Source organism: Gaoshiqia hydrogeniformans (assembly GCF_049347105.1).
In the GTDB taxonomy this organism is placed as follows: domain Bacteria; phylum Bacteroidota; class Bacteroidia; order Bacteroidales; family Prolixibacteraceae; genus Gaoshiqia; species Gaoshiqia hydrogeniformans.
Window position 1 is genome coordinate 4,116,401 of the sequence record NZ_CP186334.1, and the last position, 22,804, is coordinate 4,139,204.

Below are 22,804 nucleotides of genomic sequence, written 5' to 3' on the forward strand. Positions count from 1 at the left end.
GAATGGAATATAAAACGTCTGTACTGAAGATCCTGGCTGTAAGAAACAGTGAAAACTTCTTTTGATTTATGTAATTTTGTCCGCTCACGATCATAAATTATGGAATATATTTTTGAATTACCTTTTAAGGTGAGAGACTATGAATGCGATCTTCAGGGAATTGTGAATAATGCGGTATACCAGCATTATCTTGAGCATACCCGTCATGAGTTTCTTGAACGCGCAGGCCTGAATTTTTCTCAAATGCACCGGGATGGCATCGACGCCATCGTAATCCGGATCGAAATCGATTATAAGTATCCTTTAAAAAGCGGCGACGAGTTTGTGTGCAAGTTAAATGTGGCCCGCGAAGGCAAACTGAAGTTCATTTTTCTTCAGGATATTTACCGCTCACCCGACATGAGGCTCATTGTCAAAGGGAAAGTGACTGCTGCAACAGTAAATAACCAAACCGGACGGCCGGTGGCACCCACGCAACTGGTGGAGGCTTTTGATAAGTTTATCAGTTAGCGTTGTCTGTCAATCAATACGCTTTCATCGGTCTGACCTCATGATATTCTGCATTCAAATGCTTTTGAGTAAATGGATTTCACAGGGGTGAGGTGATATCAGCGAGGCAAAATGGAATCAGCCGGATAACCGGAAAGAACGGGCGTTTTTTGATGTAAAATACCGGGCAAATTCTGACTCCGGAGATAAAAAATAAATTTTTTAACAAAAAATGCTTCATATTCTGATTATTAAGCGTATTTTGCACGAAATTAATTATATCACAATGAATAAAGGAACAGTAAAATTTTTCAACGACTCGAAAGGATTCGGGTTTATCAAAGACACAGATTCATCGAAAGAATACTTTGTACACGCATCAGGCTTAGTTGACAACATCAGTGAAAACGATGAAGTTACTTTTGACCTGCAGGAAGGGAAAAAAGGATTAAATGCGGTCAACGTTAAACTGGCATAGTTTATCCGATCATCAGATAGTTAAAATTTTGAGCCCCACAGTCATGTGGGGCTTTTTTTGTTGTTGACAGGGATGGATCAACCGGAATTTCGGTGGAGTTTCCGGCTATCGTGCAAACTACTTGTTTTGGTAATCATCAGGATATTGGCAAAACACATAATCAGGGGTGGGGATCCTGATTATTACGTTAAAAAAGATCTTCCCTTGTAAAAGAAAAAGTTTTTATTTTCCCCATACGGTTCCTGGCTACAAGGCTAATATTCTCTTTTCCCATCTCCTTGTTAATCAGTTGCCATACCTCGCATGACGGCATATCTTCAATACCTGACAGAGATAAGCTATTGATGCCCAATATAATGTCGCCCGGCGCTATGCCTTTATTCCAGGCAGAAGTGCCATTCCAAACAAACCCAACCAACACGCTGTCTTTTTTGATCATTAAAGAAAAGCCATGCGTACGAATGTTTTCATATACAGGTTTTTCATCTGCTTCCCTGATGTAAATCTTTTTGCGAGGGAAATCAAAAAGAACATTGAAAAAGTCGAATAATTTTGTACCCACCGACCATCCATCCTTATCTTCTTCAATATGAGCAACCGGGGCAAATAATGACATCCCGGCAATTATCATCTTGTCTGTTCGTATAACGGACGAAGTTGGATCATTTGCGAGACTCTGATGCCCCAAAAGTGTTGTAAATGCATTTCCTCTGCCTTCCCTGATCTCCGAATCCGGAATATAAGGTAATACATTCTTTGTAATCTGCAATAATCCGTTATCCCCGGTATCAATGAGTGTCGTTGCCCGGGGCTTTCCAAAGCTGACTACCACATACGGAACAGTATTTCTTTTCCCTTGCATGATCAATTTTGCAGATGAGAAACGATTTGACGAAAGATATTGATTTACATCGGAGATAATCCGAACATCCTTGTCTGTGAAAAGCCATGCCTTGTCGTTTAAAATGTTATTTCCGATAATACCTGCCACACTGCAAAACATGCCAAGTCCAATATCAACGCTGTCTGCAATATGAAACAATACATTGCTGAATGTGATCCCATCTATTTCGATATCACCTTTTCCAAAAAAACTTTCTTTGGTGCCATACCCATCCGTGATCGTCACTGTCTTTTTCCTTTTAATTCCGGTTTCCTGAGCAATATCAGACGAAAGTAGCGAAACCGAACCGGAATCAATCAAAAACCGTCCTTTGACCAACACATTGTTGATCCTTACGTTCGTGGCAAAATACAATCCATTTTCCCTGACAACTGAAATATTTCCATATTCCGTTGCCTGGCAAGTAATTATCCAAAAAAACAAGACAGAATAAATAAGATACTTCTTCATAACAAAAAGATAAAAAGGTTATTCAGACATTAAGCCCGAATAACCTTAGTCCAGGGTTAATTAACTCTAACTTTAGTCTTAATTTTATTTTAAATCTTTCGTATTGATATCACCACAATGAAAATCATTAATACGGATATCAGCCATCGAGATAATTTGCCCCTTTGTTTGCATTCGGGAGCCAATCATGCTAACATGCAGCTCCCGGTTTTTTTGTTCCGGTTTCATTTTTTACGAATCGCTTTTTTTAGATTAAGTCTGCTGTTCCTGATAAACAGATATCAGTTAAAGAATTGCAAAGATGAGAAGTTTAAACGCAATATCGTTTGCCCGGTTGTGTGCATAACGTGGACATTAAGCATTGATCGCCTAATGTTTGCAGAATTTTATATGACCTTTTGTTCTCTCAGTTGAGTCTGATCATCGATAATACAAAGGAACTCCGATGCCCCTGCTCATCGGGAGGTGCCATAAGCAGATAAAAGCTGGATCGGATTAGCAGAATGAAAAGCGTGAAGAAAAACAAATAAAAACCCGCCTTTCAAAAATATTAATCATTCAAACATAATGAAGAGTTATGAGGACGACAAGCTCCTCAGCGGAGCTTTCTGCTAAAATCAAACTTTTTTAAATGCGTTTGTCCAGGCTGTGACCTACGGCGATTTTGAACCGGAAAGCAAGGGAAGGAATCCGGACGGGGACCGGTAAGTTTAAAAAAAGAAAAACCGCCTCAATTTTATTTTAAGACGGGTTTCATTAGCTCAATTATTAGATGATGTCTGAACGTATTTAATTGGGTTAATACACATTCAAATAACGCATCCCGGGAAAGATTAACTATAAATTATTCACCGTGATGACGGTATTGCTATTGCCAATATCCAGGCCTACGCAGGCATAACTGCTTTTATCTTCCAGCTGATCTGTTAATTTTTCGGCCATTTCGCAGGCATGTAAACAGTAGCCTTTACTGGCTGCCAGGTTTGGTTCGGGAAGTACAATTACATCCAGTACATCTTTAAATTCATCTCTGAAGTAGTTGACCAACTCGTCATACAAGGCGCCTCCTCCGGCCAAATAGAATTTTTTAGCTTTCATGAAATCATCGTCGCTGAACCGTTTGCGAATAACCGGTGAAAGGATTTCGGTATAGTAGCTGTGTAATATTTTTTGTCTCACGGCTTTTAAGTCAACAACACTCCGGTTAATAATGATCGAACCTCTCTGAAATGCTTGTTCAAGCTGTTTTTCGGATGGCAGATTCAGGTAATAGTGTTTTTGAAGTTCGTTCTCCAGTAAGTTGACGGCATAAGAAATCCCTCTTGAACTATATGTGGTTCGGTGGATAATCCCGCTTGGTGTCGACAGGGCTAATTCAAACGTGCCATAGCCGAGACTGGCAATAAAAAAATTGTCTTTTTCTTTGAGATTCCCTTCCCGGATGGTTTTTATACATCCCTCTATTTCGGTGAGCACATCTACCTGGGGAATTGAAAATTCGATGGTTTCAACGCCATTTTCACCCAGAAGCCGGCTGTCGTACGAAATTTTGTGGGTTCCGGAGAAAAAATCCTGTGCCGCCTGCTTAAACGGGAGGTAGGTTGTGAAAGGAAAACCAGTGGTTAAAATCAGGTTCGAATAAGCCCCTTGCGTGGCGAGCAGCAAGCCGGTTAAACCCAGCAACTGATAATCGGTCTCCTGAACGGAACTGTTTAAAAATTTGTGCGGAGCATTTCCTTCATTTAATGCAAATTCCCCGACAATATAATCTTTCCCTTTAAAATCAAGGATTCTTATCCCCTGGAGAAAGTTGTTGGCTACCTGCTCGTAATTACGGTAGTTTTCTTCAAAAACACTTGGAAAAGAGATAGTTGATTTCATGTTCATTCGTATTTCACTTGTTAGATAATAATTTTGTTAGTAAGCTGTGGGCTGGTTTTGTATGATTTTCTTTTCTGTCGATCGGATTGCTATTGTCCGGTTCTCCTGATCCTGGCGGATTAAGCTGCGTGGGGGCCGACTTTTCGTCAGCAAACAGTCCGTTGGATTGCCCGGCCTGCTTTTTGACTAACGGAGCTGCGAAAGCGGCAGATCCGACCTTTTTCTCAGGATCAAATTCCTTCATACTCCCCGGGGTTTCAATCTGGCATTCCCCTTCAAAATAAGCTTGTTCGCTGATCTTGATATAACGGGTTTTCACTTTTCCTTTGAAGGCCCCCAAAGCGTCGATGGAGAAATTCTCCAGGGCTTCAACTTCTCCCATCGCGTTTCCCTGGATCAGGATATTTCGGGCGGAGATATTTCCGTTTATTTTGCCTTTTGTTCCAATAACAACACTCCCTTTCGTATTGATATTGCCACAATGAAAGCCATCTATCCTGATATCATCGGTCGATATAATTTGTCCCTTTATTTGCATCCTGGAGCCAATGATACTAACATGTAACTCCCTGTTTTTTTGTTCCGGTTTCATTTTCTAACGAATCGCTCTTTCTTGATTAAGTCCGCTTTTTCTGATAAACAGATCCCTGTTAAAGCACTGCAAAGATGAGAAGTTTAAATGCAATACCGCCTACAGTGGTCGTGTACATAACGTGGACATTAAACATTGACAGCCTAATATTTGCAGGATTTTATGTGACCTTTTGTTCCTTAGTGAGTTTAACTTCGATAAAACAGAGGAGTTTCCTGTCTTATATATAGAGCATAATTTTCATCAATATTTACTTGTCCACATCATGTCTATGCCTGAATATTTGATATGATCCGGGATATTCCGATACTTGCAGAAATAATGATCCTTATCAGAATTACACTGGTGTGGGTCAATTAGCGTAGCTGTCAGAAACCACATCCTTTCATAAATATGACAGCCTTGATAATGAGTTGATTGGGAAGCTAATCGGGAGTTTTAAAAATAAATAGTTATCGATTAGTACGGATATTTTATGGAATGGATAAAAACAAAAAGAACATACAATTGGCATGCGGTTTATTTGCGTTACAGGACAGAAAAGAAAGTGTACGAAGAGTTGCTCTGCAAGGGTATTGATTGTTATCTGCCCTTGAGAGTGACCCGTCGCGTATGGAGCGACCGCATAAAGACCATTGAAGAACCCTTATTGCCGGGTTATGTATTTGTCAGGGTAAGTATCGACGAATATTATGATGTCCTTTTAACAACCGGCGTATTAAGGTATGTGACGTTTGATAATAAACCGGCGGTGATCCCGGAATGCCAGATCCAGGCGCTGAAATCTTTTTTGGAGTATGATAACAGTGGGGTTAAAGTGTCAACCGAACGCATCGTTAAAGGAAACATGGTTAAAATCACTAGTGGTCCGCTTAAAGGTGTGATGGGCGAAGTGGTAAACGTCCGGGGTAAAAAATGGATTATGATCCGCTTTGAAAAATTAGGATATGCCGTGCAGGTTGATTTGGGGCTCAATGAGATTGAGATATTAAAAGATCCCGCTTCCAAACGGCGGGTATCAGCCTGATTTTTTTACTTCCGTCGGCCCTGCCCTCAAAACAGAAAAACATGTGTGGTATTGTAGGATATATAGGCGGTCAGCAGGCGTACCCGGTGCTGATCAAAGGTTTGCAGCGGCTGGAATACCGGGGTTACGACTCGGCCGGTATTGCCATTTACAACTCCTCGCTGAAAGCCTATAAAAAGAAAGGCAAAGTGAGCGAACTGGAAGCCTGGGTTACCGGAAAAGACCTCAGCGGCCACCTGGGCATCGGCCATACGCGCTGGGCCACCCACGGCGAGCCCAACGACATCAATGCCCATCCGCACTGCTCGATGAACGGCGATTTTGTGCTGGTGCACAACGGGATTATCGAGAATTATGCGGAACTAAAGAAAGACCTCCAGGACAAAGCTTACGTTTTTCAAACCGAGACCGATACCGAAGTCTTGGTAAACCTGATCGAATACTTTTACCGACTGGATGAAGCAGCAGATGCCGAGATGGCCGTTCGCCTGGCTTTGTCGAAAGTAGTTGGCGCCTACGGCATCGTGGCGCTTTGTTCCGGCGAGAACGAACGGATGATTGCCGCCCGCATGGGCAGCCCGCTGGTGATCGGCATCGGTCAGGGCGAATATTTTGTGGCCTCCGATGCCAGCCCGATTGTGGAATACACCGACAGCATGATTTACCTGAACGACGGCGATGTGGCGATTGTTGAAAAAGGGAGCCTGACGCTGAAAACCCTGAACAACGCGCCGGCCAACTTTAAGGTCACCCGGATCGATGCGGGCATCGGCGACCTGGACAAGGGCGACTTTGAGCATTACATGCTGAAAGAGATCTTTGAACAGCCCAAAACCATCCGCGATACTTACCGGGGACGGATCAGGGCCGACCAGGACGAGATTGTGCTGGGCGGCCTGCTGGATGTTTTCCCCCGGATTGTGAATGCGGGGCGCATCATCATCATCGGTTGCGGCACCTCGTGGCATGCCGCCCTGGTGGCCGAATACCTGATTGAAGAATATGCCCGTGTGCCCGTTGAGGTGGAATATGCCTCGGAGTTTCGTTACCGCAAACCCATCATCCACCCGGGCGATGTGATTATCGCCATCAGCCAGAGCGGCGAAACGGCCGACACGATGGCTGCCCTGAAGATGGCCAAAGAACAGGGAGCGCTGATCCTGGGTATTTGCAACGTGGTGGGATCGAGCATTGCCCGCGAAACCGATGCCGGCGTTTACACCCATGCCGGAACGGAAATCGGGGTGGCTTCCACCAAAGCCTTCACGGCACAGGTGACCGTGCTGACCCTTTTTGCCTTCAAACTGGCCAAAGAGCGCGGCCAAATCGCCCCGGAGACCTACAAGATGCTGATCGGCGAAATGCTGGCCATCCCCGGCAAAGTGGAAACTATTTTGCTGGGGCACCCGCACATCAAACAGGTTGCCGAAAAATACAAGGACGCCGTGAATGCCCTGTACCTGGGTCGCGGGTACCTGTTCCCGGTGGCTCTCGAAGGGGCCCTGAAGCTGAAAGAGATTTCGTACATCCACGCCGAAGGATATGCCGCCGGCGAGATGAAACACGGCCCCATTGCCCTGGTCGACGATAATTTGCCGGTGGTGGTGGTTTCGGCCAAAGACAGTTATTACGAGAAAGTGGTCAGCAACATCCAGGAGGTGAAAGCCCGAAAAGGGAACATCATTGCGGTGGTGACCGACGAGGACAACGGCCTGCGCAACATGGCCGACGATCTGTTCGAAATCCCGGCTTCGCACCCGGCCGTAGCCGCCCTGCTCACCGTGGTCCCCCTGCAGCTGTTTGCCTACTACATTGCCCTGGCACGCGGCTGCAATGTCGACCAGCCCCGAAACCTGGCCAAATCGGTGACGGTGGAGTAGCAGATTACTCATTAAATTCGATATATTTATGATAAAAGGTATCATTCTCGCCGGTGGCGCCGGTACGCGTTTGCATCCCATTACCCAGGTAATTTCTAAACAATTGCTGCCGGTATACGATAAGCCGATGATCTATTATCCGCTTTCGGTGCTGATGCTGGCGGGTATCCGGGAGGTTCTTATAATCTCCACACCTGCCGATTTACCCAATTTCAGGAAATTGTTTGGAGACGGCAGCCAGTTAGGTTTGCAAATCAGTTATGCCGAACAGCCTTCACCCGACGGACTGGCGCAGGCATTCATCATTGGAGAAGAGTTTATCGGAGATGATCCGGTTTGCCTGGTTTTAGGCGATAACATCTTTAACGGACAAGGATTTAGTAAAGTATTGTCGGAAGCAGTAACAAATGCCGAAAACCAACTGGCCACCGTATTTGGTTATTATGTGAAAGATCCCGAACGTTACGGGGTGGTCGAGTTTGACGAGACGGGAAATGTGCTCACGATCGAAGAAAAACCTCAGCATCCGAAATCGAACTACGCGGTAGTCGGATTATATTTTTATCCCGGCAAAGTGGTTGAAGTGGCCAAAAACATAAAACCGTCGGCCCGGGGAGAACTGGAAATCACATCGGTAAATCAGAAATTCATGGAAGACGGGGAGCTTCGCGTCCAGCTGCTCGGCAGGGGTTTTGCCTGGCTGGACACGGGAACCCACGATTCGTTAGCCGAGGCATCCACCTTTGTGGAGGTGATTGAAAAAAGACAAGGACTGAAAATTGCCTGCCCCGAAGAAATTGCTTATACAAAAGGATGGATTAGCCTGGACGATATTAAAAGAATGGCCCTTCCCATGAAACAAAACCAGTATGGCCAATATCTCTTAAATCTCGGCAACCAGTGAATATCATTGAAACAAACATAGCGGATGTGCTGATCCTTGAACCCAGGGTATTTGAGGACGACCGCGGATACTTTTTTGAATCCTTCTCCGCAAAATATTTTCAAAACGAAGCAGATCCGGTTGTTTTTGTGCAGGATAATGAGTCCAAATCCGGTTATGGTGTTTTACGCGGACTTCATTTTCAAAAAGGGATCTATGCCCAGGCCAAATTGGTACGTGTAATCGAAGGTCGGGTGTTGGATGTAGCGGTGGATATCCGGAACGGTTCGGCTACTTTTGGCCAACATGTGGCTGTAGAGCTGAGCGGCGGGAACAAACGCCAGTTGTTTATTCCGCGCGGGTTTGCCCACGGTTTTGTGGTATTAAGCGAAAATGCCGTTTTTCAGTATAAATGCGACAACTATTACGCTCCTCAGCACGAAGGGGCCATTGCCTGGGACGATCCGGAACTAAATATCGACTGGAAAATTGATCCCCGTGATATCGTCTTATCCGAAAAAGATAAAAAGCATCCCCGGTTAAAAAACGCTTCCTGTTTATTCTGATTCAGAACCAAACAAGTCCATGCAAACAATTTTAGTAACAGGCGCGAATGGCCAGTTAGGCAACGAAGTGCGCCGTGAAAGCCAGACATCCGAAAACCATTATCTTTTTACCGATCTTGAAGAATTGGATATCACCGATTTGGAGGCTGTTAGGCGAATGATGAACGAAAACAAGGCGGATGTGCTTGTCAATTGTGCGGCTTATACCAATGTTGATCAGGCGGAAGATAATTTTGAAACGGCTGATCTGATTAACCATAAAGCGGTTGCCAACCTGGCCCGGGCCTGCTGCGAAGCTTCGGCAACATTGATCCACATATCAACAGACTATGTTTTTCAGGGAGATGCCTGCTTACCGTATACGGAGGACCATGAGACAAGGCCCTTGGGCGTTTATGGACAAACCAAGCTGGCCGGAGAACAGGCGATTATTGCAGCCGGATGTAAAGCATTAATTATCCGGACAGCCTGGCTGTACTCCGAATTCGGGCATAACTTTTTAAAAACCATGCTGAAACTGACCTCCGAAAAGAAAGACTTACCGGTTGTTTTCGACCAGGTGGGAACGCCGACTTATGCCGGTGATCTGGCCGCTTTTATCACGATGATTGTTGACAGCGAATTATACCGGGGCAGGGAAGGGATATATCACTTTTCAAACGAAGGGCTTTGTTCGTGGTATGACTTTGCCTACCAGATCGATCAGATTGTCGGGAATGTCGGATGCCAGATTCACCCATGTCATTCATCTCAGTTCCCGGCAAAAGTAAAACGACCGAATTTTTCGGTATTGGACAAAACAAAGGTGAAACAAACTTTTGGTATCGAAATTCCCTACTGGAGAGATTCGTTAATTACCTGTATTAATCATTTAAGCAGCTTATGAAGAAAAATATCCTGATTACCGGGGGAGCCGGATTTATCGGATCGCATGTAACCCGCTTGTTTGTCAATAAGTACCCGGATTACCGGATCGTTAACCTCGATAAGTTAACTTACGCCGGGAATTTGGCCAACCTGAGAGACCTGGAAGAGAAGCCCAATTATTGTTTTGTAAAAGCCGATATCGTTGACTTTGATACAATTATCGCTGTTTTCGACCGGTATCAGATCGACGGGCTGATTCATCTGGCCGCCGAAAGCCATGTCGACCGGTCGATTAAGGATCCGTTTACTTTTGCACGAACCAATGTCATGGGAACCCTGTCGTTGCTGCAGGCGGCCCGGCAACATTGGAACGGCGACTGGAACAATAAGCTGTTTTACCACATCTCTACCGATGAAGTGTACGGCTCGTTGGGCTTTGACGAAAGCTGCTTTACCGAAGCAACCAAATATGATCCCCATTCGCCGTATTCGGCCAGCAAAGCGGCCAGCGATCATTTTGTGCGCGCTTATCACTATACTTACGGGCTGCCGGTGATCATCACCAATTGTTCCAATAATTACGGGCCATACCAGTTCCCGGAAAAACTGATCCCCTTGTTTATTCATAACATCCGGCACAACAAACCGCTGCCGGTATACGGTAAAGGCGATAACGTACGCGACTGGCTGTATGTCGAAGATCACGCCCGCGCCATCGACCTGATCTTTCACCGGGGAAAAGCGGGCGAAACCTACAACATTGGCGGGTTTAACGAATGGAAAAATATCGACTTGATCAAGATCATGATCCGGTTAACAGACAAGCTGTTGGGGCGGGCAGAAGGCCATTCCGAAAAACTGATCACCCATGTTACCGACCGCGCCGGGCACGACCTGCGCTACGCGATCGACGCTTCCAAGCTGACGACCGAACTGGGCTGGAAACCCAGCCTGCAATTTGAAGAAGGCATCGAAAAAACCATTCGTTGGTACCTCGATCATGAAGATTGGATGAAACAGGTGACCAGCGGTGAATATGCAAAATACTATGAAGAGATGTATGCACACAAAGAAATATTAAAATGATCCCTGTCGCTTTTGATTCGGCGGATGAAGCCTTAAGCGGTGTGCAGGCCGTTAAAACAAGAAAAGTAAAAATCTATACGAATCCGTGGTATCTTTGATAAAATAGAAGTATTTTCGTCATATATAATTTTTATAGTGAAGACAAAAGAGCAATACATGCACCTTCTATCAAACTTCCAAAAAAGGAGGGGTTCATTTTACGGTATTTACCGAATAGGCATTTTTGGTTCTGTTGCAAGGGAAGAACAGAAAGAAGGAAGCGACGTGGATATTTATTATGAAGGAGAGCCATTGAGCCTGTTTAAAGTGGCTGCTCTTAAGGAGGAACTTGAAAATACACTTGAAAGCCCGGTTGATCTGGTGAGGGTACGGAAATCAATGAACCAGCTCCTGAAAAAAAGAATTATAAAAGACGGCTTTTATGTTTGATAAAGATCTGGTATATAGTCTTGTCTGTCTGGTCGGTGAAAATCTGGAGACGATCCGAAAAAGAACTGTAACCCTCCGGTCGCCGGACGATTTTGTATCTTCAGAAGCCGGGATGATCCTTTTAGACAGCATATGAATGAAATTAGTTGCCGTTGGAGAAAGCATAAAAAATCTGGATAAGATTACCAATAGGGAACTTCTGTGTCAATATCCTCAAATTAACTGGAAACAGGCTATGGGTATGAGAGATATAATTGTTCATCATTATTTTGATGTAGATGCGGAGGAGATCTATAAGACGCTGCAGGAAGACATCCCATTGTTAAGAACCGTACTAAACAGAATAGAAACAGATCTTAAAAGTGAATAAAATTTAAACAGTCTCTCAAAATCGGGATTAGAGATATTCACTCCAGGCGAATTTATTGAATTATTAAAATGATCCCGGCAGTTTTTGATTCGGCAGATGCAGCCCGAAGCGGAGGGCAGGCCGTCAAAACGCCCGGGCGAGGGTTCGTTTTGACAAGATTTTTGCTTCCTTTTTATCGATTGAAAAAGGAAGGGCCCGTCCGGCCAAAGGACAAAAAATATAAGAAAATAACCAGGCAGATGAAAGTGCAAAAACAATAGACAGCAGGACCCGGGTGCGTCGGTTTTTAACCGGCGATGATGGAATGCGTGGTGACCAGCCGCTTCACCCGTTCGGGAGACAGTGCGTAAATCAATGAGTGGAAGTACAAATTCAACGATGAAAGGAAATATTTTGTTTTTTTAGAAAAAATTGGCATGAAGACAACAATAAAAATTGAGTCTGCTCCGAAAAGTCTGAGTTCATTGATTTTCAACTTCTTTACCCCTGACCCCTAAAGGGGAACTCGTTGAAAATCAATGAACTCTTCGAAGTCCCCTTCAGAGGATTTAGGGGTTTTTGACTTTTCGGAGTGGACTCAAAATTAATACTGATGCAATTACTCCTGAGTTCGTTGAGGCCATTTAAAAGCTTTTCCCGCATAAAACCGTTGAAATATTTATTCAACCAGCCGATGAAACCGATTATATTTTGAGCAATCCGGTTTACGCACAGGTTTTGCAGGATCGAATTGCGGAATATGAAGCAAAAAAGCAGCACATTTCCGGTTCAAAATCGCCCTAGGCCGGAGCGGAACGACAGCTCATCAAAAAAGCAGACATTTGGATATGGGACAAGGGAAACACCGCTGTTTTTAGATTCAGACAAAGTATCCCGGAGCGGTGCGCAGGCCGTCAAAACGCCCGGGCGAGGGTTCGTTTTGACAAGATTTTTGCTTCCTTTTTATCGATTGAAAAAGGAAGGGCCCGTCCGGCCAAAGGACAAAAAATATAAGAAAATAACCAGGCAGATGAAAGTTCAAAACAATAGACAGCCCGGTTCGGGTGCGTCGGTTTTTAACCGGCGAATAGTTGAATACGCGCTTACAAACCGCGCCACCCGTTCGGGTAGTTTTTTGTCAATGGGAGGAGATATGCGGAAAATCCATTTCAATTATGCGGAAAATCCAATCCGATTATGCGGATAATTCAATTGTAATATGCGGAAAATACGTTTGTAATATGCGGAAAATCCAACGATGTTATCCGGATATTCTGAAAGATCCGGCAGTAAAGCGCCGGACCCTTCATCCAAAAGTTTAGCTGGTGCGAATCGAAAAATGTCTCAGTTCGTCCCTCAGTTCCTGGGTCGGCCTGAAAACAAGGTGTACCGACTTAACCGTATCGCCGGTTACTTTTTCGGCAGACTCCATGCCCTGGCCATCGAGATTTAACGACATGCTGCCCAGGTTTCCGAGTTTGACCATTTTTCCATCGAGCAATTCCCTGGGGACAACGTCGAACAGGGAAAGCAAAACAGAGTAGATATCCCCGCGGCTAAGCGAAGAATTCAGAGCGATTTGGTCCGACAGACCATCCAGATCGATGATCCCGCGTGTGGCAACGGTTGCATAAAATTTACGCGGTTCTTCCGGTTTTTGTGGATTGTTGCGTTCCACGGCTTTGATTAAAATCGACATGTTTTTGAATTTTGAAATGAATAACTGGTGAACATATCGAGAGTTAATTTCCGAAAATTCGACCAATCTGCCTTTTTTTTCAGTTTAAAAAATGTTAAATATATTGAGGAACATAAAAAAAGTGATAGCTAATCTGAGTTTCAGGTGAACGGTGATGTTTAGTTAAAATCTGATAGTTAGTTGTAATTGATAATACTTCATGAACCTTTTGTCAGATCAATAAAAAAGGTGAAAAGACCAATCAGTGTGAAAACTGGATCGGAGAAAATCGATTTTAAGATGATTAAAGATATTACGAAGATTAATAATCTATGCTTAGGTTGTGGAATCTGTCATTATGCAGGTTTAGAGTTAAAATATAAATCCTCCAGGGGTAGGTTTATCCCGCAGTTTAAGGGTGTAAATGCTGCTGTTTTGCGCGAAGCTTATCAGGTTTGCCCTTCGGTAGGATATGATATTGTTTCGAGAGGAACCGAATTATACAATGTAGGTTCAGATATACAATATCAGCTTGAATTGGGATTTTTCCATAAAGCCTTTTTAGTTCGTTCATTAAGACCAAAGATATTAAAGCGTGCATCTTCAGGAGGCATAATTACGGAGTTATTACTTTTTCTTTTACGAGAGAAACTTGTTGATAAAGTTTTAGTGACAAAATTTGTATACACCCATAACGGACCTAGAACAAAAACATATTTGACTGATAATTATGATGAAATTGTAAAGTCTCAAGGATCAAAGTATTGTCCAGTTAATATGGATGAAGCTATTGATGAAATAAAAAAAAGTCAAAATACAATTGCCATAGTTGCACCTCCTTGTTATATTGCAGGATTCAGGAATATTCAAAAATCAGATGTTGAATTTCAAAGGAAGATAAAATATACAATCGCCAATTTTTGTGGCGGATATAAAGATTATCGTAATATTGATGCACTGGCAAAAAAATACGCCATTGATAGTAAGGATATTATAGAATTTCGTTTTCGTGGAGAAGGGCAGCCGGGAAATATGCTTTTTAAAACATCTCGTAAAGAAGTACGTATCCCATACCCCTTATATGTTGGACAAACTGGTTATTCAAAAATTTTAAGATGTCATTTATGTGTCGATGCAACGGGAGAACTTGCTGATTTTGCTTGTGGCGACGCTTGGTTAAATCATACGCCGGATAGTTCTAATCCGTGGTCTATAGTTATCTGCAGAACACATCAGGCCACGGGGATAATCGGACAAATGAAGGAAATGAGAGTGATTCAAAATGAGGGTATTAGTGTAAAAGATATCATTGAGTCACAGAAAGGAAACATAAAATCAAAAAAATACAGACAACAATCCAGAATTAAACTGTATAAACGATTGTTTTACAGAATACCCTATATTAATGAAGGATATAAAAAAGAAAGCAGTTCAGTTCGTACGGAAATGAAAGTTTTTATACTGCATAAATTGAGATTAATGCTCCAGTACGTGGGGTTCTTCAATTATTTTAGATAAATCAAATTTAATGTATTGCAGGGCAGATTGATCGCTTTCCGAAATATTCAGCATTATTATTTATGAGCTTATTACGAACAACAACAAAAGGATTATCAGAGCAGGCAGTTGTAACAATTTTATACGGTGCAGTTGAGCTTTTTACATTTGCGATTATTTCCCGGCTATTAACTAAAGATGAATTCGGCTACTATGCTATTATACAGGGAATAAGAGGAGTGTTGTTATTTGCTTCAGAAGCAGGAATAGGTTCTTCAATCATACAGCGGAAAGATACAAGTTCTCAATATATAAATGCAGCGTTCACACTAAGCTTTTCATTGGGGATTGTCTTTTCTGTGCTCTTGTTTTTGTCTGCGAAGACTCTTTCTTCATTACTTGCAGATAGCAGTTTAATTTCCTATTTGCAGATAATTGCATTTACACTATTTGTAAATAGTGTAGGGAGTGTAGCACGTTCGTTGTTAATCAAGGATCTGAAATTTAAAACAATTGGTCTTATAAATGTTTTCTCTCATATTGTCGGATATGGTTTTGTTGGGATTACACTTGCATATTTGGGGTTGGGTGTTTGGTCAATGGTTTGGGCTGTTGTAAGTGATAGTTTATTGAAGAATATTGTTCCTTATTTCTATCTGTCGAATACCCGTTTTTCTTTTAAGTACCATGAAGATGATTATAAAGCGATACTCTCATTTGGCGGTTGGTTAACATTAAGTCGGTTGTTCATGAGTGTTTATGTCCAGTTGGATAAGCTATTACTGGGAAAATTATTTTCAGTAGCAGAACTGGGAAGATTTAGTCGTCCTAATGAATTTATTAAGACCGCAACTACCCAGATAGCAGGGATATACGATACCTCGTTATTCCCCATTTTATCGGGTATGCAAGATAATGCTGAATCGATAAAGAGATCATTCAATCACTCGTTGTTCTATCTGAATGTTATTGGTTCTTTGTTGACTACCCTCTTCATTTTCAATGCAGGACTGATAATAAAAATAGTTCTGGGTAATCAATGGTTGAATTTACAATTGTTGTTTCAAATACTCTCGGTTGGGATATTATTTCAGTTTAACTCTCAACTAGCAGATTGTTACTACCGAAGTTTAGGAAAAGTAAAACTTTTATTTATATACCAGATTTTTTCTTGCGCATCAATGGCTTTAGCCATATTTATCGGTTCCAGATGGAACATTGAAATCGTGGCTGCAAGTATCGTCATTTGCAAGGTAATAATTGCTTTTTTAAAGCTTACAGTTTTAATTACAGGCATTAAATATAGCATTCGTGATTTGCTAAGAACATTGAGACGTTCATTCAATCTCACCGCGATTATAATCTTGGAAGGGCTTATTATTGTTCTTTTCTTGCATAGATCAATATTTGTCGATTGTCTTCTGGTCGTATTTCAGTTGTTAACGATTGCCCATGTAATACTTTTCTATCCACGCTTGATTGGAAAACACTTTGCAGAGAATTTATATCCATTGATCAAAAATATTTATCAAAGGAAATGATAATATGAAAATTGGGATTTTTACTTTTTTTGGCACTTTGAACTTTGGTGTCAATATGCAGGCTTTGTCTGTATATCAGGTATTACAGACTTTCTATCCAAATGATGATATCGAATTTATTAATGTCCAACGGGTCAGTAAAAAAAGATACCGGCCGGCATTGAGAAATGCAAATCTCAAGTCTATCCTTCTGGATTTTAGAAGAATCCGACTATATAAGGATCTGAAAAACTCAATGCGTTATTCAGAAATGGCTCTGGTGACGAAGAACTATGTAGATGCAACTGATTATGTGATAAAACAACATTATGATAGAATATATGTGGGGGCGGATACTGTATTGGAGTTCCAACCATATAATACAAAAGGAAATGTTCCTTATTTCTGGTTGAGTGACAGTATAAAAGCTAAGAAATTTTTTTTGTCAGCCTCAGCAAGAGGATTAAATGTTGATGATATAGACTCAATCTCACTTGATGTGCTAAAAGATAATATTCGTGATTTTAATTTACTTGGAGTCAGAGACGAGGCCACCTTTGATGTAATTGTCAAACTTGTTCCTGAAAAAAAGATATTTACTTCAATTATTCCTGATCCTACATTTCTTTATGATATTGATTATACACATGCTCAGCGCTATGCGAAAAGAAAAGGATTGGATCGGGACAACTGGGTTTTTCTTCATGTGAAAACCGTTGAGAAATGGGTCATAGAATTTATTGAGATGGCAAAGCAGGGGGGGTATAAAATTGCATCTCTAACTTACGTAAAAGGAATTGATAAATTGATCAATGATATGGGGCCGTTAGAGCATGCCGGCATTTTTAGGTATTTTAAGTTTGCAGTAACGCATCGCTTTCACGACTCTGTTTTCTGTTTTAAAAATAAGGTTCCGGTTGTAGCCTGTTTTTCACATAAATTATTTTCAAGTCATAAAGGTCATTCAAAGTATTCGAATTTGTTTTCCTATTTCGGATACGAAAAGATTGCGTTATTGAACAGTGATGCACCCTTAACCGGGGAAACTGTAATGAAATCAGTATCAGATCTTACAGCGGTATACAGTATGGATATAGTAACTCTTAAGCTAGGTGAATTGCGGGAGTCTCTTGATTCATATATAAGGAGTACTTTGAATAAGTAATGGAGATGAAGTCAGATAGAATTGTAGAGATTGCTCTTATTTTGATTGTCGTTAGCCACCTGTTAGATTGGCTTTATCCGGCGATAGAAGGTAATACGACCGGGCGTGTTGTTCCCCAGATTATTTTATTAATTAGTTTGTTTATATTGATTGGATTTTTACTTTTTTCGCCAAAGAAGAAGATTGAATTTAAATTATTTCCGCTTTCCCTTTTTTTGTGGATTATTTTATCTTCTTTTTATGCTCTGTTTTACAATCGTGATGGGTTTAACCTTGAAACCGTTCTGGTTCTATCAAAACTAATTATCTGGCCGTTGTTTGGCATTATTTTCTATTTCCTGGCTTTAAACACGAATCTACGTTACGATCTGATTTTTCGATGGGCGTTTATTTTATCAATACTTCTTTGTTCCAGGTCTCTTTATCTTTTAGTTACAAGTAATTTTCAACTGGAATTTGGATCAGCGGAAACACGAGAATTAGCTAATTCAAATACGTATTTGTTACTATGGCTAATTCCTTTTTTGTGGCTCAAGAAATCAGATAAAATTTCAAAAATTGGGTTGGTCTTAATATTTCTTATTTTGTTTTTAAGTATGAAACGAGGCCCTATATTGGCTTTATTAGCTTCTATCTTCGTTTCCAATATCATTTTTGAAACTTCAGTTAAAAAAAAGATTGGTTTTTTTTTAATTATACCAATTACGTTAATAGGGGTTTATTACCTGGCTTCTCAGTTTTATCCTCAGTTTCTGGAACGGTTTGATGATTTGTCTTCACCTGAGACCTCTCTTGGACATGGACGATTCGAGTTCTGGGGTTTACTGTTTAATTATTACGCTCAGGCAGATATCGTTGTTCATATTTTTGGTTTTGGATTTTTTGAGGTTCCTGATTTTTTAAGCACCCACTATATGGATTTATCTTTTGCACATAGTGATTGGATTGAAATCCTGTTTGATTTTGGGCTCATCGGCATTTTCTTATTTGTACTGATCCATTTTACGATACTCAAGGAAATAGGACGTTCTTTCAGATTTAACTTAATTGCAAAAAGTTTACTTTTTTCCTGGGTATTATTCTTTATGTCTAATATCTACACCATGTCGACAATGAATAAAAATACGATTTGGCTTTTTATTTTTTTGGGATATTGGGTTGGTATCATGAATCAGAATTCAAACTACACCAAACGAGCTTTCATTTTGATAAGCAGGCTAAAGGAGAGCATGAATTTAAAAAAATGAACAGACGATTAGTGATCCACGAGAATATGAAAAATAGATGAATAATTACATGAGAAAAATTAGAGGGCTATTGGCCTTGTTTGTAAATGAGATCATTGACTTTGTTGTCTATACAATGCATTCAGGTCTCGTATTCCGATACAGAGAGAAGACAATGGGGGCGTTAATTACTTATAACTACCACTCCATTGAAAAGGGTCTTTCGATGCCAGTTACTAAATACGGTTTTGGTCAGGAGAAGATTAAAGTATTAATCCGAATGATAAAATACTATGTAAAAAATAATTACAATATTCATTATTCCCAGTTTGTTGCAGCATGTTCGGTTTTGGCTAAGTACTATTTGTTTCACGCAAATGCAAAATATGATATATCTGAATTTTTTAAAGATGCAGATTATCAGGAAATAAAGCGGTATTCTGATTCAACTGTTGGCGGTTCAATGGTGATTGATGGAAAGAGTTATTTTGAGGGGGTGAGGTTTGACTACATAAATTTTTCTAAATCCAGGCACAGTATTCGTAATTTCAGTTCAATTCCGGTTGATGTCGGTAAAGTTGAAAACGCAGTTAATCTGGCTAAATATTGTCCTTCAGCCTGTAATCGCCAATCATCAAAAGTATATCTGGTTCAAAATAAAATTGCAATATCCGAGATTCTAAAAATTCAGAAAGGAATTAATGCGACAGCTGAACTCATATACCAGTTATTGGTGGTTACCTCGAGCAGAAGTTATTTTTTTACATCAGGTGAGCGAAACCAGCATTTTATTGACGGGGGTATATTTTTACATAGTTTGCTTTTAGCTCTTCATTATGAACGAATAGCATCCTGCCCTTTACATTGGTCATTAAATTTTAGAGAAGATAATAAGATAAAAAGGATAATTGGTCTGTCGAATGGGGAAAAGGTAATTGCATTGGTTGCAATTGGAAATGTTGAAGATACGTTTAAGGTGCCGGCTTCCCACCGAAAAAATATAGGAGAATTATTCTCCGTGGTTGAATAAATATTAATCCCTTTTCAATGAAGAGTAAAATTTTGATTATAGATGCTTATACTGATTCGAATATAGGTTCGTGCGCATTGGTTGAGAATTCGATATGGCTGTTGGAAAGAATGTTTCCTGAAGCCGAAATCAAATTAATGGCGCATTACCCGGATGCATTTAGAGAACGTTACGGCGTAGAGGTTGTCCAGGATGTGTTCAAATATCCTTTCTTGCGGAACAGGTTTTATCAGCTTTGGTGGGTTATCTGCACATTAAATTGGATGTTGTTTGTATATGTGCTTCCTGTCCGGATGTCCCGTTTATTTTTCAATAAAAGAATAAACGATTATTTATGGGCCGATTTGGTGATAAGTATTGGGGCCGAAAGAATAAATGATAAGTACATTCAAACAGCTTTTTTTTCAGAGTATACATACAAACTTATTAAAAAATTTAAAAAGAAGATTGTACTATTCCCTTCTACAATTGGCCCCTTTATTTATACGGGCACTAAGGCGGTTTTCAAATTTGTGGCTAAAGATATTGATTTAATTTATACAAGAGATATTGAATCATACAATATAACTAAACAATTGACTGAGGGGTTTAATACAAAATTAATCAATACCTGTGATGTTGCCGTTTTTCAAAAATGGGAAGACCGGAAAGATCGATTAATACGGAAATTTGGTAAACCGATAGTGGGAATTTCTGTAATGAAATGGATTTATGTGGCAAATAAGTATGAAACTCCATACAGTAATTATGAATCCTACGTCAGGGAAATGGTCAGGTTAATTGATACCCTGGTGCAACAATATGATGTTCATATTACATTGTTCCCGACCAACTACCCGGTTCATGGAGGACAAGGAGATGATTTAAGCGTGGCGCTTGACATTTATGATAAAATAGATGTCAAAGAGAATGTCGACATTGTGGATCAGTTGCTTAGTCCATATGAGTTTAAAAGTCTTCTGAGTGCATCTGAAATAAATATAACAACCCGTATGCATGCCTGTATATTATCAACAGGCGCGTTTGTCCCGACCATTTCTGTAAACTATTTATTCAAACTGAGAGAGTATATGAGCAGCATTGGCTTATCTGATTACTCATTGGATATTGAGGACTTTGAATATTCGATGATGCTTGAGATGTTTGACAAAATGTGGAATCATCGGGATTATTGGCATACTCATTTAGAAAATGAAATTGCCAATAATAGACAAAATCTTTTAAGTGCATTGGAGTTACTTAATTCTTTATCATGATATAGTACTGATGCGTTAAAAATTTAGTGTTTGAATAATCTGTTTAATTAATGAAATACATGTTCTTAATTTGCTCTTTAATAGTTATTTGAGCATCAAAAGATAATCAAGAAATAATGTCAACACTAAATACTATTTCAAATCAAAAAATCAATAAACTCGTGTATGTTATTGTATTTCAATTAATTGACCAAATGTTTTAAAAGTTAACGCATCACTAGTAATCATGATATATAAATTGAAGAGTCGCATGGCTAAAAAAGCGTTTTTCTCATTATGAAAATTCTATTAATCAATAATTGTCATTATCGGCGTGGCGGAGCAGACGTTGTGTATTTTAATACGGCTCAACTATTGAAACAATATGGGCATGAGGTGTTTTTCTTTAGCACGAATCAAGCAGGCAATGAACCATATGAGTATTCAGAATATTTTGCATCCTCCTTAAATTATAGGGAACTATCTGTTATAGAAAAAATTAAAGCAATACCACGGTTTGTTTATAATAGAGATGCAGGCTTGAATCTTCTTAATTATATTAGCAAGATAGAGCCGGATGTCGTTCACATTCATTTATTTTTGGGTGGACTTTCTACGGCTATCCTGAAAGCATTGAGAACGAAAAAGATTCCTGTTGTTGTAACAGTGCATGATTACAGGCTTATTTGTCCGGCTTATTTATTCTTGGATGGTAAAAATAACATTTGCGAAGCGTGTAAAGATCAGTTTTATTTACGTTGTTCGATAAGGCGTTGTTCTGAAAATAATTTATTTCAAAGTTTTGCATTATCGCTCGATGCTTATTTTAGAAAGTATATGGTTATCCCGTTGAAATATATTGATCAATTTATATTTGTCAGCAATTTCACAAAAGATAAACATACATCATTTAATCCAGGGTATAAGCAAAAAGGGGAGGTTCTCTATAATTTCGTACCAGTTCTTGAGAAAATCGAACCGATTAACGTGCCCGGGGATTATTTTCTCTTTTATGGACGCCTTTCAAGGGAGAAAGGTATTCATTCTCTTGTAAACGCGGCAACGGGAACTGATATTTCTTTAAAAATCGTAGGTGAGGGGCCGTTATTTAGAAAATATAAAGATTCAAGTTCTCATAACATTAAGTTCTTCGGTTACAAAAGTGGAGATGAACTTTGGAATCTCGTGAAGATGGCTTCTTTTATTGTAGTTCCGTCAGAATGTTATGAGAATAATCCCATGACCATCCTTGAAGCATATTCATATGGTAAGCCGGTTATTGGTTCACGTATCGGAGGTATTCCAGAAATCATTGAACATGGAAGAACGGGTTTTCTTTTTGAGCATGGAAATATAAACCAGTTAAAAGAGATTTTAGAATCTGCAAGAAGAATGTCACCGGAACAATATCGGATTATGTCTGAAAATGCCAGACAATTTGCCGATACATATTTTAGCCCGGCTTTGCATTATGACCGGTTAATTTCAATTTATAAAAGACGATAGAAACGAAATTAATTAAGCTCTTCTCCTTGCTGTGATCAGATTGATCAACAGATTGAATTAACCTGG

Annotated in this window: 22 protein-coding genes; 17 read left to right on the forward strand and 5 right to left on the reverse strand. The window is 40.4% G+C overall.

Annotated features, from left to right (window positions below; translation table 11 throughout):
- Nucleotides 1-99 precede the first annotated feature (99 nt).
- Entirely contained in the window at nucleotides 100-510 is a 411-nt protein-coding gene (locus tag ACOIT5_RS16305) for an acyl-CoA thioesterase (RefSeq protein WP_423127220.1), read from the forward strand.
- A gap of 265 nt (nucleotides 511-775) precedes the next feature.
- Nucleotides 776-967: a cold-shock protein gene (locus ACOIT5_RS16310; RefSeq protein ID WP_423127221.1), complete on the forward strand. Its 192-nt coding sequence runs from the start codon at nucleotides 776-778 to the stop codon at nucleotides 965-967.
- Between the two features lie 187 nt (nucleotides 968-1,154).
- On the opposite strand, the gene ACOIT5_RS16315 is transcribed toward ACOIT5_RS16310, so the two are convergent.
- The 4 genes from ACOIT5_RS16315 to ACOIT5_RS16330 all read right to left on the reverse strand — a co-directional run bounded on the left by ACOIT5_RS16315 (nucleotide 1,155) and on the right by ACOIT5_RS16330 (nucleotide 4,794).
- The gene (locus tag ACOIT5_RS16315) at nucleotides 1,155-2,321 is read right to left on the reverse strand and encodes a hypothetical protein (protein WP_423127222.1); all 1,167 of its coding nucleotides are present in this window, start codon (nucleotides 2,319-2,321) and stop codon (nucleotides 1,155-1,157) included.
- An 84-nt stretch (nucleotides 2,322-2,405) separates the two neighbouring features.
- Complete coding sequence (locus ACOIT5_RS16320; protein WP_423127223.1) at nucleotides 2,406-2,549, reverse strand: hypothetical protein; 144 nt, start codon at nucleotides 2,547-2,549, stop codon at nucleotides 2,406-2,408.
- 609 nt (nucleotides 2,550-3,158) lie between these two features.
- A complete protein-coding gene (locus ACOIT5_RS16325; protein ID WP_423127224.1) occupies nucleotides 3,159-4,202 on the reverse strand; it encodes a hypothetical protein in 1,044 nt (347 codons plus the stop codon).
- A 13-nt stretch (nucleotides 4,203-4,215) separates the two neighbouring features.
- Nucleotides 4,216-4,794 (reverse strand): bactofilin family protein, encoded by a 579-nt coding sequence (locus ACOIT5_RS16330; protein WP_423127225.1) that lies wholly within the window; start codon nucleotides 4,792-4,794, stop codon nucleotides 4,216-4,218.
- A gap of 475 nt (nucleotides 4,795-5,269) precedes the next feature.
- Here ACOIT5_RS16330 and ACOIT5_RS16335 point away from each other — a divergent pair, with 475 nt between their 5' ends.
- The 8 genes from ACOIT5_RS16335 (at nucleotide 5,270) to ACOIT5_RS16370 (ending at nucleotide 11,902) form a co-directional block, all read left to right on the forward strand.
- Nucleotides 5,270-5,821: a UpxY family transcription antiterminator gene (locus tag ACOIT5_RS16335; protein WP_423127226.1), complete on the forward strand. Its 552-nt coding sequence runs from the start codon at nucleotides 5,270-5,272 to the stop codon at nucleotides 5,819-5,821.
- Nucleotides 5,822-5,862: 41 nt separating this feature from the next.
- Nucleotides 5,863-7,701: a glutamine--fructose-6-phosphate transaminase (isomerizing) gene (gene glmS / locus ACOIT5_RS16340; RefSeq protein WP_423127227.1), complete on the forward strand. Its 1,839-nt coding sequence runs from the start codon at nucleotides 5,863-5,865 to the stop codon at nucleotides 7,699-7,701.
- A 28-nt stretch (nucleotides 7,702-7,729) separates the two neighbouring features.
- Nucleotides 7,730-8,605 carry a glucose-1-phosphate thymidylyltransferase RfbA gene (gene rfbA, locus ACOIT5_RS16345; RefSeq protein ID WP_432205909.1) on the forward strand — a complete coding sequence of 292 codons (876 nt, stop codon included), beginning with the start codon at nucleotides 7,730-7,732 and terminating at the stop codon, nucleotides 8,603-8,605.
- Nucleotides 8,602-9,150, forward strand: a complete 549-nt coding sequence (rfbC, locus tag ACOIT5_RS16350; RefSeq protein ID WP_423127228.1) for a dTDP-4-dehydrorhamnose 3,5-epimerase — start codon at nucleotides 8,602-8,604, stop codon at nucleotides 9,148-9,150. The genes rfbA and rfbC overlap by 4 nt, the downstream gene beginning before the upstream one ends.
- Before the next feature lie 19 nt (nucleotides 9,151-9,169).
- Nucleotides 9,170-10,036 (forward strand): dTDP-4-dehydrorhamnose reductase, encoded by an 867-nt coding sequence (gene rfbD / locus ACOIT5_RS16355; RefSeq protein WP_423127229.1) that lies wholly within the window; start codon nucleotides 9,170-9,172, stop codon nucleotides 10,034-10,036.
- Entirely contained in the window at nucleotides 10,033-11,103 is a 1,071-nt protein-coding gene (gene rfbB, locus ACOIT5_RS16360) for a dTDP-glucose 4,6-dehydratase (RefSeq protein ID WP_423127230.1), read from the forward strand. Before rfbD ends, rfbB begins: the two co-directional genes overlap by 4 nt.
- A 135-nt stretch (nucleotides 11,104-11,238) precedes the next feature.
- Entirely contained in the window at nucleotides 11,239-11,532 is a 294-nt protein-coding gene (locus ACOIT5_RS16365) for a nucleotidyltransferase family protein (protein ID WP_423127231.1), read from the forward strand.
- Nucleotides 11,533-11,668: 136 nt separating this feature from the next.
- Nucleotides 11,669-11,902 carry a HepT-like ribonuclease domain-containing protein gene (locus ACOIT5_RS16370; RefSeq protein ID WP_423127232.1) on the forward strand — a complete coding sequence of 78 codons (234 nt, stop codon included), beginning with the start codon at nucleotides 11,669-11,671 and terminating at the stop codon, nucleotides 11,900-11,902.
- Between the two features lie 1,297 nt (nucleotides 11,903-13,199).
- Here ACOIT5_RS16370 and ACOIT5_RS16375 read toward each other — a convergent pair.
- The gene (locus tag ACOIT5_RS16375) at nucleotides 13,200-13,580 is read right to left on the reverse strand and encodes an HU family DNA-binding protein (RefSeq protein ID WP_423127233.1); all 381 of its coding nucleotides are present in this window, start codon (nucleotides 13,578-13,580) and stop codon (nucleotides 13,200-13,202) included.
- Between the two features lie 279 nt (nucleotides 13,581-13,859).
- Between ACOIT5_RS16375 and ACOIT5_RS16380 the strand changes: the two genes are divergently transcribed.
- The 7 genes from ACOIT5_RS16380 to ACOIT5_RS16410 all read left to right on the forward strand — a co-directional run bounded on the left by ACOIT5_RS16380 (nucleotide 13,860) and on the right by ACOIT5_RS16410 (nucleotide 22,738).
- A complete protein-coding gene (locus tag ACOIT5_RS16380; RefSeq protein WP_423127234.1) occupies nucleotides 13,860-15,077 on the forward strand; it encodes a Coenzyme F420 hydrogenase/dehydrogenase, beta subunit C-terminal domain in 1,218 nt (405 codons plus the stop codon).
- 62 nt (nucleotides 15,078-15,139) lie between these two features.
- Nucleotides 15,140-16,597, forward strand: a complete 1,458-nt coding sequence (locus tag ACOIT5_RS16385) for an oligosaccharide flippase family protein (protein ID WP_423127235.1) — start codon at nucleotides 15,140-15,142, stop codon at nucleotides 16,595-16,597.
- A gap of 4 nt (nucleotides 16,598-16,601) precedes the next feature.
- Nucleotides 16,602-17,741 (forward strand): polysaccharide pyruvyl transferase family protein, encoded by a 1,140-nt coding sequence (locus ACOIT5_RS16390; protein WP_423127236.1) that lies wholly within the window; start codon nucleotides 16,602-16,604, stop codon nucleotides 17,739-17,741.
- Nucleotides 17,742-17,746: 5 nt separating this feature from the next.
- A complete protein-coding gene (locus tag ACOIT5_RS16395; protein WP_423127237.1) occupies nucleotides 17,747-18,988 on the forward strand; it encodes an O-antigen ligase family protein in 1,242 nt (413 codons plus the stop codon).
- Nucleotides 18,989-19,037: 49 nt separating this feature from the next.
- Nucleotides 19,038-19,997, forward strand: coding sequence for a nitroreductase family protein (locus ACOIT5_RS16400; protein ID WP_423127238.1), 960 nt, complete (start codon nucleotides 19,038-19,040; stop codon nucleotides 19,995-19,997).
- Between the two features lie 17 nt (nucleotides 19,998-20,014).
- Nucleotides 20,015-21,253 (forward strand): polysaccharide pyruvyl transferase family protein, encoded by a 1,239-nt coding sequence (locus ACOIT5_RS16405; protein ID WP_423127239.1) that lies wholly within the window; start codon nucleotides 20,015-20,017, stop codon nucleotides 21,251-21,253.
- 276 nt (nucleotides 21,254-21,529) lie between these two features.
- Nucleotides 21,530-22,738, forward strand: a complete 1,209-nt coding sequence (locus ACOIT5_RS16410; protein ID WP_423127240.1) for a glycosyltransferase — start codon at nucleotides 21,530-21,532, stop codon at nucleotides 22,736-22,738.
- Nucleotides 22,739-22,804 lie beyond the last annotated feature (66 nt).

Bases quoted from the DNA above. Each gene is read 5' to 3' on its own strand.
- ACOIT5_RS16305 (WP_423127220.1), top strand. From the start codon at position 100: ATGGAATATATTTTTGAATTACCTTTTAAGGTGAGAGACTATGAATGC.
- ACOIT5_RS16310 (WP_423127221.1), top strand. From the start codon at position 776: ATGAATAAAGGAACAGTAAAATTTTTCAACGACTCGAAAGGATTCGGG.
- ACOIT5_RS16315 (WP_423127222.1), bottom strand. From the start codon at position 2,321: ATGAAGAAGTATCTTATTTATTCTGTCTTGTTTTTTTGGATAATTACT.
- ACOIT5_RS16320 (WP_423127223.1), bottom strand. From the start codon at position 2,549: ATGAAACCGGAACAAAAAAACCGGGAGCTGCATGTTAGCATGATTGGC.
- ACOIT5_RS16325 (WP_423127224.1), bottom strand. From the start codon at position 4,202: ATGAAATCAACTATCTCTTTTCCAAGTGTTTTTGAAGAAAACTACCGT.
- ACOIT5_RS16330 (WP_423127225.1), bottom strand. From the start codon at position 4,794: ATGAAACCGGAACAAAAAAACAGGGAGTTACATGTTAGTATCATTGGC.
- ACOIT5_RS16335 (WP_423127226.1), top strand. From the start codon at position 5,270: ATGGAATGGATAAAAACAAAAAGAACATACAATTGGCATGCGGTTTAT.
- glmS (WP_423127227.1), top strand. From the start codon at position 5,863: ATGTGTGGTATTGTAGGATATATAGGCGGTCAGCAGGCGTACCCGGTG.
- rfbA (WP_432205909.1), top strand. From the start codon at position 7,730: ATGATAAAAGGTATCATTCTCGCCGGTGGCGCCGGTACGCGTTTGCAT.
- rfbD (WP_423127229.1), top strand. From the start codon at position 9,170: ATGCAAACAATTTTAGTAACAGGCGCGAATGGCCAGTTAGGCAACGAA.
- rfbB (WP_423127230.1), top strand. From the start codon at position 10,033: ATGAAGAAAAATATCCTGATTACCGGGGGAGCCGGATTTATCGGATCG.
- ACOIT5_RS16370 (WP_423127232.1), top strand. From the start codon at position 11,669: ATGAAATTAGTTGCCGTTGGAGAAAGCATAAAAAATCTGGATAAGATT.
- ACOIT5_RS16375 (WP_423127233.1), bottom strand. From the start codon at position 13,580: ATGTCGATTTTAATCAAAGCCGTGGAACGCAACAATCCACAAAAACCG.
- ACOIT5_RS16380 (WP_423127234.1), top strand. From the start codon at position 13,860: ATGATTAAAGATATTACGAAGATTAATAATCTATGCTTAGGTTGTGGA.
- ACOIT5_RS16385 (WP_423127235.1), top strand. From the start codon at position 15,140: ATGAGCTTATTACGAACAACAACAAAAGGATTATCAGAGCAGGCAGTT.
- ACOIT5_RS16390 (WP_423127236.1), top strand. From the start codon at position 16,602: ATGAAAATTGGGATTTTTACTTTTTTTGGCACTTTGAACTTTGGTGTC.
- ACOIT5_RS16395 (WP_423127237.1), top strand. From the start codon at position 17,747: ATGAAGTCAGATAGAATTGTAGAGATTGCTCTTATTTTGATTGTCGTT.
- ACOIT5_RS16400 (WP_423127238.1), top strand. From the start codon at position 19,038: ATGAGAAAAATTAGAGGGCTATTGGCCTTGTTTGTAAATGAGATCATT.
- ACOIT5_RS16405 (WP_423127239.1), top strand. From the start codon at position 20,015: ATGAAGAGTAAAATTTTGATTATAGATGCTTATACTGATTCGAATATA.
- ACOIT5_RS16410 (WP_423127240.1), top strand. From the start codon at position 21,530: ATGAAAATTCTATTAATCAATAATTGTCATTATCGGCGTGGCGGAGCA.